The sequence below is a fragment of the Bacillus cereus group sp. N21 genome (assembly GCF_016483395.1).
GTDB classification, from domain to species: domain Bacteria; phylum Bacillota; class Bacilli; order Bacillales; family Bacillaceae_G; genus Bacillus_A; species Bacillus_A pseudomycoides.
Genome location: NZ_JAEHBX010000027.1, coordinates 17,914 through 33,163, shown reverse-complemented (window position 1 = coordinate 33,163; position 15,250 = coordinate 17,914). Strand labels below are relative to the sequence as shown.

Genomic DNA, 15,250 nt, shown 5'->3' with positions numbered 1-15,250 from the left:
GCCTGCTTTATTTCTTTGTATACGTACGCCGATACCAAGGAATTGGTTCGCTTAATTTTTTTTCCTGTTTTAGCGCTTCCGGCCCAATAAAATCTTGAAGCGTTTTTTTTGCCACTGCTAAAGAAAGAGTTGTTTTGGGGTTTCTATAGGAAGATTCAAGGCTACCGAGATGTGGGAGAGTACTGAAATCATCTTTTGTAGGAGGGATATGGAAAAAATAGTCACCTAACCGAACGAGAACATCTGATTGTTGCTGACTAAAACGTGGATTCCTAGAGAAATGTAATCCTTCTTTTATTGCTTTCTTTTCACTAATTAAACGTTCTAAAGCAATCTTTTTCAACCAATATAAATATTTAGGATTTGTAGCAGCTTTGGCATGCCGGTTCACAATGAAAATAGATTGAGCTAATTGATCAATAGAATATTGTTTGTGTGATTGAGACTGTGGTTGTGAAGGTTTCATAGTGGGACCCCTTTCTAGTTTTTCAATATTATAGCATAAATAAAAGTAGTTTTTATTATATACAAAAAATGATTGTATACATTTTCAATATTAAAGCAATATTGTTACAAAAAACAACTATTTTGTATAATAGTGATAGGAATGATTTCTAGAAATTTGATAATGAAAGAGTGAGAAGTGTGAAAGATATATTGAAACAGCAATATGCCATTATTGATATTGGTTCAAATACAATGCGATTGGTGATTTATGAAAAACAAAATGGAGGCTTTTATAAGGAAGTTGAAAATACAAAGGTTGTTGCACGATTAAGAAATTATCTAATAGATGGTGTGTTAATACAAGAAGGGATGGATATACTGCTGCAAACATTACTTCAATTTCAAGAAAGTACAAGGTTTCACGGATTACATAATGTGCTTTGTGTTGCGACAGCAACAATTAGACAAGCAAAGAATCAAGAAGAAATAAAAAAACTTGTAGAAGGAAAAACTGATTTTGTGCTTAGGGTATTATCTCAATATGAAGAAGCACGCTATGGTTACTTAGCTGTGATGAATTCAACTTCTTTTACAGAAGGAGTTACTGTCGACATAGGTGGGGGAAGTACAGAGGTTACATATTTTCGGGACCGAGAAATTGTAGAATATTATAGCTTTCCTTTTGGAGCGCTTTCTTTAAAACAACAATTTATTCATCGTGAGACACCAACCACAGAAGAATTAGAAGAATTAAGAAGATATCTATGGTATCAATTTCAAACGTTACCTTGGTTAAAGGAAAAAAGACTACCCCTTATTGCTATAGGTGGGAGTGCTCGAAATATGGTGAAAATTCATCAAAATGCAATTTCTTATCCGATAGCAGGTTTGCATTTATATAAAATGAAGGAAGCAGATATAAGGGATGTGAGAGAGGAACTAGAAAGTCTTTCTTTTACAGAATTACAGAAGTTAGATGGGTTAGCAAAAGATCGAGCTGATACAATTATTCCAGCGATAGAAGTATTTTATATGCTAACAAATATTATACAAGCCCCATCATTTGTATTAAGCAGAAAAGGGTTACGAGAAGGTGTTTTCTATGAGGAACTTACAAAAAAATTAGGTATTTCTTATTATCCAAATGTAGTAGAGGAAAGTTTACACTTATTGTCCTATGAATATGAAATGGATATGAAATTTGTCGTTCAACTTATTAAGCAAGGAACGTTAATTTGTACACAACTTGAAGAGTCTGAAATTATTTCTTTTTCAGAAAAAGATTGGGGTATATTTTATCAAGCTGCCAAAGTATTTAATATCGGGAAATACATAGATACAGAAGCAAGCCGTCTGCATACATTCTATTTATTGGCGAATAAAACAATCGACGGCATGATACATAAAGAACGTATTAGACTTGCACTCATCGCATCTTATAAGTCGAAAATGCTATTTAAACAGCACTTAACACCATTTGAAGGTTGGTTTGATAAGAGTGAACAGAAAAAAATTCGATTGTTAGGGGCAGTTTTACAATTTTCAGCTGCTTTAAATGTGAGACAAAGGGCGCTTATTGAAAAGATTAACGTGGAAAAAAATAAAGAGAAGCTTGTATTCCACATTGTTTGTAAACAATCAGCTTTAGCAGAAAAGGTACAAGCAGAAAAGCAGAAAAAGCAGTTAGAAAAAGTATTGAAGATGAATATTGATTTAATATTTGAAGAGGAATATTAAGTTGTACGGATGTCTTTACAGAAGTTTTACACTTCGATAAATTGGAATTTGTTACAATAAATGTAACTAAATTATATTGAAAAAGTTTCAAGGGAAGTGTGAGGGGAATTGGAATTGATGAAGGAAAGCTCTGTAAATTTGAATGATACTGCTTACTATAATAACCGTGAATTAAGCTGGCTTGCTTTTAATGAACGTGTGTTACAAGAGGCACAAGATGAAAGTAATCCACTTTTAGAAAGATTAAAGTTTATTAGTATTTTTAGTTCAAATTTGGATGAATTTTTTATGGTACGTGTTGCTGGATTAAAAGATCAAGTAAAAGCGGGCTTCAATCAACCAGAAAATAAGGCTGGATTAACACCAAAACAGCAGCTAAATAAAATTGCTACGAAAGCTCATGAATTGATGACAGTTCAGTATAATACATTTAAAAATACTGTGCTGCCAGCGCTTGGAATGGAAGGTATTGAGCCGTTAACATTTCAAGATTTAACGAAAGAGCAACGTGAGTTTATTGAAGAATATTTTGACGAACAAATTTTCCCAGTCTTAACACCTGTAGCGATAGATGCATATCGTCCGTTTCCGATGCTTTTAAATAAAAGTTTAAACTTAGCTACTATTCTCTATGATGAGAAACAGGTAGAGGAAGAGAACAGAACAAAGCTTGGTATTGTCCAAGTACCTTCATTACTCGAGCGTTTTATTTTTTTGCCAAGTGAAGATCAAAAACATAAATTTATTTTATTAGAAGACGTAATTAGTAGTTTTACTCATAAATTATTTACAGGATATAAAGTATCCTCGGTCACTCGTTTTCGTATTACGCGTAATGCGGATTTGACAATACATGAAGAGGGTGCACGTGATTTATTGAAAGTAATTGAAAAAGAGTTAAAAAAACGTAAGTGGGGGACGGCTGTTCGTTTAGAAATTGGAAAAGAACAAGTAGATGAAAGAGTTTTAGCTTTATTATATGAAGTGTTAGAGGTAAAGGATGAAGATGTATATATGATGGAGGGACCATTAGATTTAACATGTTTATTTTCCTTATACAAAAAATTAGCACCTTTATATGAACATCTTGTTTATCCAGCTCTTATTCCGCAACCGCCTCAAGATTTAGACGATGAAGAAGATGTATTTGAGAAAGCAATTGAGCACGATATTTTATTGCATCATCCATTTGAATCTTTTCAGCCAGTTGTTGATTTTGTGCGTGATGCGGCAGATGACCCGAATGTGCTGGCTATAAAACAAACGTTATATCGTGTAAGTGGAGATTCTCCGATTATTCAGGCATTAAAGACCGCAGCGGAGAAGGGGAAACAAGTAACAGTGCTTGTTGAATTAAAGGCTCGTTTTGATGAAGAAAATAATGTCCATTGGGCAAAGGAACTTGAACAAGCGGGTTGCCACGTTATTTATGGTGTAAGTCATTTGAAAACACATAGTAAAATTACACTTGTTGTACGAAGAAAAAACGGAAAAATTGAAAGATTTGTACATTTAGGGACAGGAAACTATAATGATGCGACTGCAAAGCTATATACAGATTTTGGCTATATTACATCCCGGAAAGATTTTGGAGTAGATGCAACAAATTTCTTTAATTATTTGAGCGGTTATACAACGAAACCTCATTTTCATCATTTGTCAGTGGCTCCTTTTGATATACGCCAGCAATTTATGGAGCTAATAGATGAAGAGATTCGCTATCATAAGCAATATGGTAATGGACACATTATTGCTAAGATGAATTCATTAACAGATAAACCGTTGATTCAAAAGTTGTATGAGGCATCACAGGCTGGAGTGAAGGTGGAACTTATCGTGAGAGGAACATGTTGCTTACGCCCTGGTATTCAAAATGTAAGTGAAAATATTAGGGTGATTAGTCTCGTTGGGCGCTACTTAGAACACAGCCGTATCTATTATTTCCATCATAATGGAGATGAAAAAATTTATTTATCTTCCGCTGACTGGATGACAAGGAATATGGAAAAGCGAGTAGAAATATCTTTTCCAATTCTAGGCCTTGAAATGAAGGCAAGAATAAACAATATTACAGCTTGTTTTAGCAGATAATGTAAAAACGCGTGAACAAAACAAAGATGGTGAATACTATTATGTAATCAATAATAGTTCGCAAGAGATTGATAGCCAAGTGAAATTATTTAAGATGGCTTATCAAAATACTGATGTAGAGTAATGTTTTGTATATATGAAATAGTTAATAATAACTTATGAGTAAGTACCTAGTACTAAGATTATAAGGATATTATATATGAATACAAATTGAAAAAAACGACATAACTCCTTTTTTTAGGTGGGAGAGAGCATCCAGGTATGCATAGGAGCGGTCAATCCCACTTCCTGCTCCGTGCAACGGTAAAACAAAGAGAGAAAACGAATGCAGATCACTTTTTGTTCTGTATAGTAGCGGATTATATATTGGAAAATCAAAATGGATTCATATAGAAAAATGATCAAATAAAATTTCAATTAATAGAAATGAATGAAAAAAGCCTCTTATATAAATAAGGGGCTTTTTCATAGTTTTTGTTTATATCAATAATAATACGGCTGGCATGGCCCTCCGTAACAAGGAAACGGTGTTGGCGGATATGGAGGATAGTAAGATGGTCTAGGACCGAATGCTAATGCTCCGCCAAGTAGGCCGCCAGCAAGTCCTGCTAAGAATGGAACACCGAAGAAGGGTAAGAAGCGTGAGTCACTTACTGGGCCAATGGGTCCTGAACGAACTAGATAGGGCTGAGGATATGGGTACATGTAAAAACCTCCTTTATTGGACTCATTGTTATCATATGGTGAAAAAGCATGGATGAGCGAGTACAAGAAAGGATATATGAGAAAATAGGCAATTATAGGTTACAGGTGCTGAAGGGTGAATACTGTAATTTCAGGCCTGGACAAAAAACGAAATGGAACACGTGTCCTTCCAAGACCGCGATTTACATAAAGGAGTAATTCTTGAATATGATAAAATCCCTCAATGTAATGTTTTGCTAGTGCTGGGGTAATGATCGCTCCTAAAAAGGGAAGTTGTACTTGTCCACCATGACTATGTCCAGAAAGTTGGAGGTTTACTGGGAAGTTTGCAATTTTAGGTGCTATATCAGGTTCATGTACAAGCACAATTGTATATAGCTCTTTTTGCACATGGTGTAATGTTACCTCGATTTCTGGTTTACCAAGAAGCATGTCATCGATTCCGAAAATAGAAATTTCACTATTATCGAATAAACGAATACGTTTTTCGGTATTTTGTAATACTTCAAAACCTGCATCACTCATAATTTGACTATAGTATTCGGTTCCATACCCACCATGATCATGGTTTCCATAGATTGCAAATTTACCAAAGGGTGCACGAATATTTCGCAAAATTGAAGAAACAAAGGGAGTTTCGCTATATGTTTGGTAGTCATCGATTAAATCACCAGTAAAAAGGACAATATCAGGCGCAGCACTATTTATTTTTGAAACGATTGTTGAAAGGTGCTGGAGAGAAAAATAGTATCCTAAATGTAAATCACTAAATTGGACGATTTTCATACCGTGAAAGTTTTTGGGAATAAGTGGAGAACGAAGGGTATGATGTGTGAAAGAAAGAAAGTTCGGCTCTATATATTTTGCATAGTAATAACCGAGACCAGCTGTAATACAAGTATAGAGACAAGTGCGTATTCCTGTTTTTATAAAGTTTCTTCTCGTTATTTGTTTCATAGGAATATGAGCGAACCTATAGTATACAAAAGGAAGTTTATAAGATATACAGGCAAATCATTATAGGTCACTTGGCTCTCCTTTCCGTTTATTTCTTGTTCTAGAATTATATTTTGAGATATCGAAAAGTAGTATATATAAATACAAATTGAAAAACCGACAAAAACCTAATCTTTAGGTGGGAGAGAGCATCCGGCCATGCATAGAGGCAGTCAGATTTTTTTCCTGCCCCATGCTAAGTGAAAACAAAGAGAGAAAACCAGTGCGGGTCACTTTTTGTTCTGCATAGCAGTGGATTATATGTCGAAAAACCAAAATGGATTTATATAGATTATAAGAAATATGGCAATGAAAGTGATTTACTTATCTAAAGATATCAGAAAAATTTAAAAATATAAAGATTTCTATGAAATAAAGTGGTAAAATGAATGTGTATTCATTTTTAGGGAGGGGAAATTTTGAAAGAAAAAGTAGCGATTATAACAGGTGGTTCAAGCGGAATGGGAAAAGGGATGGCAGCTCGTTTTGCAAAGGAAGGAGCACGCGTTGTTATTACAGGGCGTACACAAGAAAAGCTGGAAGAAGCGAAAAAGGAGATTGAGCAATTTTCAGGACAAGTATTGACAGTACAAATGGATGTTCGAAATATAGAAGATATAAAAAATATGATTGAATATGTTGATGAAAAATTTGGACGCATTGATATTTTAGTAAATAATGCAGCAGGTAATTTTATTTGTCCTGCGGAGGATTTATCGATTAATGGTTGGAATGCGGTTATTAATATTGTGCTTAACGGAACTTTTTATTGTAGTCAAGCAGTAGGGAAGTATTGGATTGAGAAGGGCATAAAAGGAAATATCATTAATATGGTAGCAACGTATGCATGGGATGCAGGACCGGGTGTCATTCATTCTGCTGCGGCGAAAGCAGGTGTGTTGGCAATGACAAAAACGCTCGCTGTTGAGTGGGGGCGTAAATATGGTATTCGCGTCAATGCAATTGCTCCTGGACCAATTGAACGAACAGGTGGTGCGGATAAATTATGGATTTCAGAAGAGGCAGCCAATCGTACACTGCAAAGCGTCCCGCTTGGTCGGCTTGGTACGCCAGAAGAAATTGCGGGTTTAGCTTTTTATTTATGCTCTGATGAGGCAGCGTACATAAATGGAACGTGTATGACAATGGATGGTGGACAGCATTTGCATCAGTATCCATTTTAAAGGGATTATATAAAGTGAAACGTGGGGATTACTGCCCATGAATATGAGGTAAAATGTGACGGATTTGTGACATATGAAAGAAAAGTGTTTACAACAGGTTTTTTATAAGGTATATTTAAGACCTCTTTTTTCTTCATAGTAGAATTGCTAATTCCCCTTAGCATTTTACCCCTCTAATCCCTTCAGGAAAACTGAAGGGATTTTTTATTATTTTTCTATACATACCGTGTTATAATTTTTGAAAAGTAAAGGGAGGGAAACATTTTGGTAGATGCATTAGATGTGATGAGTAATTTAGATAAAGTCCTTCCTTATTATCAAGCTATTTTTAGTGCTGATGAGCATACAGTAATTGGATATGAGGTAGTAGGACGTATCCAAACGGAAGAAGGGATACAAAGTCTTTCTTCTTTTTTTCATGATGATTCCATTCCAGGTGAATTTCAACTAGAGGCGGATAATGTCATAGTAGAAAAAGCATTAGAACGTTACTTGGAAACAGATCAAAAATTTTTATTGTTTATACATCGGGGTGCGAACATATTAATGAATGATGAAGATGAAAGTTTACTTCATTTGCTGTTAATGTATGAAAAAAAAGGATTGAACTTAGGGAATATCGTTTTAGAAATAACAGAGCATGATTGTAAGGAAGATATAGAACAATTTAATCACTTACTTATGTATTACCGTACATATGGCATTCAAATTTCAATTAATAAAGTAGGGACAGGTACGAGTAATCTAGAACGAATTAGTGTGCTGGCACCTGATATTTTAAAGGTGGACTTAACGAATTTAAGACAAACTGCACTTTTACAATCTTATCAAGATATTTTATATTCTTTGTCTTTATTAGCAAGAAGAATTGGTGCGACATTATTATATGAAGAAATTGATGCTTTTTACCAACTGCAATACGCTTGGAAAAATGGTGGAAGATATTATCAAGGGGATTATTTAAAAAAATGTTTACCTGATTTTATTGAAGCGGATATTTTAAAAGAACGTCTTGGTAATGAATGTCATCAATTTATTCAACATGAAAAGAAAAAACTACAAAAAATTTATCAATTAACGGAAACATTGCGTAATCAAGTTGGGAATGTTTTATCTAAGCAGAAAAAGAATGAAGACGTTAATGATTGGTTATTGCATTTTAGTCAACATGTATCGCATTATAGTTTTCGAATCTTTATTTGTAATGAAGACGGCTTTCAGCAATCAGGAAACATTATGAAAAAAGATGGTGAATGGATTGTTATGCCAGAGTATTATATGAAAAATTGGAGCTGGCGTCCGTATTTTTTAGAAAATATAATGAAAATGAGATTTGAAAATAAAGCAAGACTCTCTGATTTATATGCAGATATAGAAACAGGAGAGATGGTACGAACATTTTCCTTTCCAATTGACGATGAACATTTTTTATTTATTGATTTGTCCTATGAATTTTTATACGAAGAAGATGTTTTATTTTAATGCGCGAAGCAATTCGTGCATTTTTTTGTTTGTTTTTAGCATAAATTGGTAATAGTGAAAAAGATGGCAAAAATGCTGTCTATCATTGTAAAGATTTTACGAACGAAACCATCCCTTTCTTTACATAATCATTGTTACAATGAATACTACAAAGACAAGCTCTGTTAAAGGAAGGTGAAAAAAATGAGAAAATATGGAATTTGGTTTGTTCTATTTTTATGTGTTGCCTTTCTAGTTGGGTATAGTGTTACAACGGTTCTTGGTAAAGAAGAAATAAAAGTGGATCGAAAAGAAGTGTTTACAACCATTCAAAAGGGATATGAGGTACAATTTTCAATTCGTGGGAAGCATTTATCAATGGGGAAGATGTATGATGCACTATCACCTTATTTTACAAATAACTTTCTTCAAGTTTTTACAGATGAAAATAGTAACGGTGACAAACAAAGTGGTGAACATTTACTTCCTACAAAAGAAGCTCCTTTTTCTTTTACTTCTCAAACAAAGTTAGCATTTGACGAAGAACATGGGCTTTTATACGTATATGAATGGGTGAAAAATGAACAATATCAAATTATCACGTTGCAAAAGGAAGAAGGGAAATGGAAATTAGCTGGTTATCATGAGAGTCAGGAGCTTTTAATAGAAATGAAAAAATTACAAGAGTTGAAAGAACAGGAATAGGTGAATCATTGCCTATTCCTGTTCTAGATTTAGTAACTGTTGTAATTTTTCAATTTGAAAACCAGAGACAACTTCCCCATCAATGACAACGGTTGGAGTTGAGTATGAGTTATAGTCATATAAAAGACGGTCGCGAGCAGCGGTATCCTTTTTGACATCAAATTCTTTGTATGTTATGTTGTTGTGTTTTAAGAATTCTTTTACAATGGTACATGGTGGGCAATCTGGTTGTGTATAAACCTCTATTTTTTTCATTATAAATCCTCCTCTTTTTCTGCTTTTTATTATATTCCGCAGCTACAAAAACCGCAATAAAGGAAAAAAAAGATTTCCTTTCCGCTTTTTACTTCTTTTTTCGACAAATTTTAGTTGAGTTTCTCGTCAAGAAGCTTTATCCTAGAGTGTGGAACATTTTTTCTGTTATGACGGATAGAATGAGTATAGCTGTAAAACCTATTGGTAGGAAGATTAGAGAAAGGGGAGATTTCATGTCTCTACTCCAAGGAATTTTAACTCGACTTGTTAGTCTACAAGAACAAGCTGAAAGCGGTGAAGTAGCACAACGCTATTTTGAAGTGAACGGTGAACGCAAATGTAGCGTGAAATTTTTCGATAAAAGTGAAATGTATGAGTTAGAAGTGTATCAGCAAGGCGAAAAGCCACAAGTGTATCAATTCGATAACATTGATATGGTTGCAATTGAGATCTACGATATTATTTCTTGATACATACAAAAAAGGTACCGCGAGAAGCGGTACCTTTTTTGGTGATTTTAATAATAACTTCATTCTTCATTAATGGGTAGTAAGAGGATAAGGAATTAAAGAAGATATGTGGAGATAACGATTTGTAAAAGCTTGATGGAAGTTTCACTTTATATGTATAAGATTTTTTGGTTCTTCCTACACTGGTATTAAAAGTTTGAAGGGAATGTGGAGTGTGGAACGATTACCAATTGTTGTTTGTCCAAAATGTCATATGTCATTTGAAATTGTTCATGTGCTAACAGCTCAGTCTAATCAGAATGTAATTTATACTTGTCCAGCATGTAAGTATTCCATCCGAAATATAGAAACAAGTAAAGGATAATAAAGTCATATTTTCCTCTTTTGTCCCATACAATGAGAATGCAAAAAGTCTGTCTAATCGAAGGGACGTGACTATGTGGACGGTGAGCATCCATTTTATAATGTATCAGAGAGGAATATGAATTTTGAAACGGTTTTCTCACGCATCTGTAATTTTATTAAAAGAGATCCACGCAATTTATATCGACTGTCTATTGGAACTGATTCACAAGCACATCAAAAAGATACTCGTTTTATTACGGCAGTGCACATTCATCGTGTTGGGAAAGGAGCATGGGGATGTTTAAAACATAAAGCAGTACATAAAAGACCACCTACCTTACGTGAGAAAATATATTTAGAAACACAGTTTAGTCAAGAAGTCGCCTGTTTGTTTACACCGGAACATATAAGGCGGATATGGGAGATTTTACATCCATACGCTCATGAAGGAGCTGGATTTGTAATGGAAATTCACTTGGATATAGGAAATAATGGATTAACAAAAGAATTTATTTCGGATATGACAATGAAGGTGAAGGCGATGGGGCTGACTGCAAAAATTAAACCTGATGCTTATGCAGCTTTTAGTTATGCAAATCGATATACAAAGTAAAAAACTGAATTTTTTATCTATTAAACTAAGCGAATATTTTATATAATAAATAATAAGAAAAAAGCATAAGGAGAGGAGTATATGCAGACGGAAGTTACTTTAACAAACGAAGAAAAAAGCTTGCTGTTAGATATTTTATTTCGTCAAAACTACGCTACTGAAATTCTAGCTGTTGAGCTTACAGATATTGAAATTGGTTTAAAAAAAGCTGATATTTCCCAATATAGAAGAATTACAAGGTTATTTAATCGATTAAAAAATGAAGGATACTAAGAGCTACCAGAAAGGTAGTCTTTTTTTTGTGTTCTATGGTAAAATAAACTGTGTATCATTATTTTTTGTTGTAATAAATAAGGACAAAATAATAATATGAAAACGCTATCATAAGATATGAGTAGAAATGGGAAATAAAGTGAAACTTTTAGCTGTGGATATGATTAACTTCGAACAGTAAGGTTCTTATGAATAGTCTATTGGAGATCATGTTAGCAGGAAAAAGGGAGAAAAAGTGGGGGATATAAAATGATTAGTATTCCGAAAGATGAGTTTCAACAAGTTCTTGTAAAGGATTTAATGATTTCATCAGAAAAAGTTGCACATGTTCAAATTGGAAATAGCTTAGAACATGCTTTACTTGTTCTTGTAAAGTCTGGATATTCTGCGATTCCTGTTTTAGATCCCATGTATAAATTGCATGGATTAATAAGTACTGCGATGATTTTGGATGGTATTTTAGGGTTAGAACGCATTGAATTTGAAAAGCTTGAGGATATGAAAGTGGAGAATGTAATGAAAAAGGACATTCCGAATCTTGGACTTGAAGATTCATTTGCTAAAGCGTTAGAAATGACAATTGATCATCCATTTATTTGTGCTGTAAACAATGACGGGTACTTTGAAGGAATTTTAACAAGGCGTGCTATTTTAAAATTGTTGAACAAAAAAGTAAGACAGTATAATCGATAAAGAAGGGTAAGCGACTTCGAATAAAAAAGAAGTCGCTTTTTTATCATGCGTCTCTTTTCCATTGTGTATAGGGAACAGCGTCAACAAGTATAAAAGGTTAAGTGAAATGTCAATTTATCCAAGCTTCTTGAAAATAAAAAATAAATATCGCATGTTAGAGAATAGTGCAACATATATATTGAGGTTAGATGTAAGATAAGGAAAGAGGGAGAAAGTTGCAAATTGATGATTTTCAAATGATGGTTGTTTTAGCACAGGAATCCAATATGAGAAAAGCTGCGGAGCGCTTATTCGTTTCACAACCTGCACTCAGTCAACGATTACAATCAATGGAAAAACAGTGGGGAATGAAATTTTTTATCCGTTCTCAAAAAGGCCTGACAATTACACCAGAAGGGGAAAAAGTGGCCAATTATGCGAAAGATATGTTGCAAAGGGAAGAGGCAATTAAAAGTGAATTAGCAATCTATCGTACGGAAACATATGGGACATTAAAGATAGCTGTGGCATCTGTGATTGGCCAATATTGGTTACCACCTGTTTTAAAGCGGTTTGTACAAAAATATCCATTTGTTAAAATTTCCCTTTTCACGGGATGGAGTAGTGAAGTACAGAAGCAATTCTATGAAGGGGATGTTCATGTAGCTATACTACGAGGGAAACAAGAATATAAAGGGTATAAACAGCAATTATTTGAGGATGAGCTGTATTTAGTTGACACAGAAATTAAAGATATTTCTATGTTGAAAGATACAAACAGACCGTTTATACAATTTAAAAGCGATTCCACATACTATGGACAAATACAAAATTGGTGGTATAGTTTATTTTCTAATCCTCCTAAACGAACGATTGTAGTTGATCAAATTGAAACATGTAAGCAGCTCGTTTTAAATGGAATTGGTTATGCGCTGTTGCCTTCTACTGTGTTAAAAGAAGTAAGAGAAAAGACATATAAAACGCCTGTTCAATTGACTCGAGAAACGTGGTTATTGACAAGCGATTCTGCAAGGCAACTTAAGCAAGTGCAAGCATTTTTAGATATTATAGAAGAAATTCAAATGGAAAAATAAGATTATTGTCTTGCTAGTAGCTCTTTCGTTTGGTAGAGTAACATTATAAATGGATTTAGGAGGCAACAAGCATGAAAATGATGGATGCAAACGAAATTATTTCGTTTATTCAAAAAAGCGAGAAGAAAACTCCTGTAAAGGTATACATAAAAGGGGATTTAAAAGAAGTAACATTCCCTGAAACAGTACAAGCATTTGTAAATAAAAAATCTGGTGTTTTATTTGGAGAATGGTCTGAGATTAAGACAATTCTTGAAGACAATAAAAAGCACGTTGTAGATTACGTTGTTGAAAACGACCGTCGTAATTCTGCTATTCCAATGCTTGATTTAAAAGGTATTAAAGCTCGTATTGAACCAGGTGCAATTATTCGTGACCATGTTGAAATCGGTGATAATGCAGTTATTATGATGAATGCAACGATTAATATCGGTGCAGTAATCGGTGAAGGTTCAATGATTGATATGAATGCAGTGCTTGGCGGACGTGCTACAGTAGGTAAAAACTGTCACGTTGGTGCTGGGGCAGTACTTGCAGGTGTGATCGAACCACCTTCTGCAAAACCAGTTATCGTTGAAGATGACGTTGTAATTGGTGCAAATGTAGTTGTCCTAGAAGGTGTTACAGTTGGTAAAGGCGCGGTTGTTGCAGCAGGTGCAGTTGTAACGGAAGATGTACCGCCATATACAGTGGTTGCAGGAACACCAGCTCGTGTTATTAAAGAAATTGATGAAAAGACAAAAGCAAAAACAGAAATTAAACAAGAACTTCGTCAATTAAACCCAGAAAAATAAAGAACAAAAGCGTAAGGGCAAATAAGCTCTTACGCTTTTTATAAAGTGAAACTTTTACGGGCAGTTGATCACCCACCTAACTTCTTTGCTTTCGCTGAATTTTGAGTTGGAGGTCTTACTGCCCGCGAATAGCGAGATAAATGGTGGTGGAGACATGGCAGTCAGTAAATTTGTACAAATTCGTAGGGATTTACATAAGATTCCGGAGTTAGGGTTTAAGGAATGGAAAACACAACAATATATTTTAGATTATATTTATACTCTTCCTAAGGAATATATTGAAGTTAAAACATGGAAAACCGGCGTAATCGTTAAAGTGAATGGCAGAAATCCAAGGAAAACGATTGGTTATCGTGCAGATATTGATGGTTTACCGATTTCAGAGGAAACCGGGTATGAATTCGCTTCTATTCATGAAGGAATGATGCATGCATGTGGTCATGATATGCATGCTACAATCGGATTAGGACTCTTAACAGCGGTTGTAAATGACAGGATAGATGATAACCTTGTAGTTATTTTTCAACCGGCGGAGGAAGGACCAGGTGGCGCTTTACCTATGTTAGGAAGCGAAGAACTACAAGAGTGGAAGCCTGATATCATTCTAGGTCTTCATATCGCACCAGAGTATCCAGTGGGGACAATCGCAACAAAAGAAGGATTACTATTTGCAAATACATCGGAACTATATATTGATTTAAAAGGAAAAGGTGGACATGCAGCATATCCACATACTGCGAACGATATGATCGTTGCGGCAAGTCATCTTGTTACACAGCTTCAATCGGTTGTTAGTCGTAATGTGAATCCACTTGATAGTGCGGTTATTACAATTGGCAAAATTACAGGTGGTACAGTCCAAAACATTATTGCAGAAAAGTCTCGCCTAGAAGGGACAATTCGAACACTATCAGTTGAATCGATGAGACGAGTGAAGAGCAGAATAGAAGCGATTGTCACAGGTATCGAAGCAGCATTTCAATGTGAAGCTGTTATTGATTATGGAGCAATGTATCATCAAGTATATAATCATGAAGAGTTAACGCAAGAGTTTATGATGTTTGCATCTGAGCAAACGAATATGAATGTTGTTACATGTACAGAGGCGATGACAGGAGAAGATTTCGGGTATATGCTTCGTGATATCCCAGGATTTATGTTTTGGCTTGGGGTAGACTCAGAATATGGTTTACATCATGCAAAGCTACAACCGAAAGAAGAGGCAATCGAACAAACCATTTCGTTTTTAAATCAATATGTAAAATGGAAAGGGAACAGGGGTTAAAGCCTGTTCTTTTTATGTGGAAAATTATAATTTATGATGCATTTTTTTTGTAATTCTAACACAATACTTTATAATGGTAGGTGGAGGAACAAGTTGTTAGTAAGTTATTTTATAATAATTATC

General features: G+C 34.5%; 16 protein-coding genes and 1 pseudogene. 13 read left to right on the top strand and 4 right to left on the bottom strand.

All coding sequences use genetic code 11. The features are described 5' to 3' along the window. Positions 1–7: 7 nt before the first annotated feature. A complete protein-coding gene (locus JDS96_RS16215; RefSeq protein WP_018764794.1) occupies positions 8–466 on the bottom strand; it encodes a YkyB family protein in 459 nt (152 codons plus the stop codon). A 179-nt stretch (positions 467–645) separates the two neighbouring features. Between JDS96_RS16215 and JDS96_RS16210 the strand changes: the two genes are divergently transcribed. Together JDS96_RS16210 and JDS96_RS16205 are read left to right on the top strand one after the other, a co-directional pair. After that, entirely contained in the window at positions 646–2,184 is a 1,539-nt protein-coding gene (locus JDS96_RS16210; protein ID WP_199667378.1) for a Ppx/GppA family phosphatase, read from the top strand. Between the two features lie 108 nt (positions 2,185–2,292). Beyond that, positions 2,293–4,399, top strand: a pseudogene (locus JDS96_RS16205) (RNA degradosome polyphosphate kinase). A 359-nt stretch (positions 4,400–4,758) separates the two neighbouring features. Here JDS96_RS16205 and JDS96_RS16200 read toward each other — a convergent pair. Both JDS96_RS16200 and JDS96_RS16195 read right to left on the bottom strand, forming a co-directional pair. After that, the gene (locus JDS96_RS16200; RefSeq protein ID WP_003208297.1) at positions 4,759–4,980 is read right to left on the bottom strand and encodes a hypothetical protein; all 222 of its coding nucleotides are present in this window, start codon (positions 4,978–4,980) and stop codon (positions 4,759–4,761) included. 99 nt (positions 4,981–5,079) lie between these two features. Then, positions 5,080–5,937, bottom strand: coding sequence for a metallophosphoesterase (locus tag JDS96_RS16195; protein ID WP_006095819.1), 858 nt, complete (start codon positions 5,935–5,937; stop codon positions 5,080–5,082). A gap of 458 nt (positions 5,938–6,395) precedes the next feature. Between JDS96_RS16195 and fadH the strand changes: the two genes are divergently transcribed. The 3 genes from fadH to JDS96_RS16180 all read left to right on the top strand — a co-directional run bounded on the left by fadH (position 6,396) and on the right by JDS96_RS16180 (position 9,326). Continuing rightward, positions 6,396–7,160, top strand: a complete 765-nt coding sequence (fadH, locus tag JDS96_RS16190; protein ID WP_003199919.1) for a 2,4-dienoyl-CoA reductase — start codon at positions 6,396–6,398, stop codon at positions 7,158–7,160. 264 nt (positions 7,161–7,424) lie between these two features. Beyond that, on the top strand, positions 7,425–8,642 hold the full coding sequence (locus JDS96_RS16185) for an EAL domain-containing protein (protein WP_003199920.1): 1,218 nt from the start codon (positions 7,425–7,427) through the stop codon (positions 8,640–8,642). A 183-nt stretch (positions 8,643–8,825) separates the two neighbouring features. Then, positions 8,826–9,326 carry a DUF3993 domain-containing protein gene (locus tag JDS96_RS16180; protein ID WP_003199921.1) on the top strand — a complete coding sequence of 167 codons (501 nt, stop codon included), beginning with the start codon at positions 8,826–8,828 and terminating at the stop codon, positions 9,324–9,326. 12 nt (positions 9,327–9,338) lie between these two features. Here the strand turns inward: JDS96_RS16180 and JDS96_RS16175 are convergent, their stop codons facing one another. Continuing rightward, the gene (locus tag JDS96_RS16175) at positions 9,339–9,581 is read right to left on the bottom strand and encodes a glutaredoxin family protein (protein ID WP_006095818.1); all 243 of its coding nucleotides are present in this window, start codon (positions 9,579–9,581) and stop codon (positions 9,339–9,341) included. 233 nt (positions 9,582–9,814) lie between these two features. Here JDS96_RS16175 and JDS96_RS16170 point away from each other — a divergent pair, with 233 nt between their 5' ends. From JDS96_RS16170 to JDS96_RS16135, 8 genes are all read left to right on the top strand, one after another. Next, complete coding sequence (locus JDS96_RS16170) at positions 9,815–10,051, top strand: YkuJ family protein (RefSeq protein WP_000055151.1); 237 nt, start codon at positions 9,815–9,817, stop codon at positions 10,049–10,051. A 214-nt stretch (positions 10,052–10,265) separates the two neighbouring features. Further along, positions 10,266–10,415, top strand: coding sequence for a hypothetical protein (locus tag JDS96_RS16165; protein WP_199667376.1), 150 nt, complete (start codon positions 10,266–10,268; stop codon positions 10,413–10,415). A 75-nt stretch (positions 10,416–10,490) separates the two neighbouring features. Next, positions 10,491–11,009, top strand: coding sequence for a ribonuclease H-like YkuK family protein (locus JDS96_RS16160; RefSeq protein WP_003199924.1), 519 nt, complete (start codon positions 10,491–10,493; stop codon positions 11,007–11,009). An 81-nt stretch (positions 11,010–11,090) separates the two neighbouring features. After that, a complete protein-coding gene (gene abbA, locus JDS96_RS16155) occupies positions 11,091–11,282 on the top strand; it encodes an antirepressor AbbA (RefSeq protein ID WP_003199925.1) in 192 nt (63 codons plus the stop codon). A gap of 249 nt (positions 11,283–11,531) precedes the next feature. Continuing rightward, on the top strand, positions 11,532–11,975 hold the full coding sequence (gene cbpB / locus JDS96_RS16150; protein WP_003199926.1) for a cyclic-di-AMP-binding protein CbpB: 444 nt from the start codon (positions 11,532–11,534) through the stop codon (positions 11,973–11,975). A 215-nt stretch (positions 11,976–12,190) separates the two neighbouring features. Continuing rightward, positions 12,191–13,048 (top strand): LysR family transcriptional regulator, encoded by an 858-nt coding sequence (locus JDS96_RS16145; protein WP_003199927.1) that lies wholly within the window; start codon positions 12,191–12,193, stop codon positions 13,046–13,048. A 71-nt stretch (positions 13,049–13,119) separates the two neighbouring features. Next, positions 13,120–13,842: a 2,3,4,5-tetrahydropyridine-2,6-dicarboxylate N-acetyltransferase gene (gene dapD, locus JDS96_RS16140; protein ID WP_003199928.1), complete on the top strand. Its 723-nt coding sequence runs from the start codon at positions 13,120–13,122 to the stop codon at positions 13,840–13,842. Positions 13,843–13,996: 154 nt separating this feature from the next. Continuing rightward, positions 13,997–15,127, top strand: a complete 1,131-nt coding sequence (locus JDS96_RS16135) for an N-acetyldiaminopimelate deacetylase (protein WP_199667374.1) — start codon at positions 13,997–13,999, stop codon at positions 15,125–15,127. Positions 15,128–15,250: the final 123 nt, after the last annotated feature.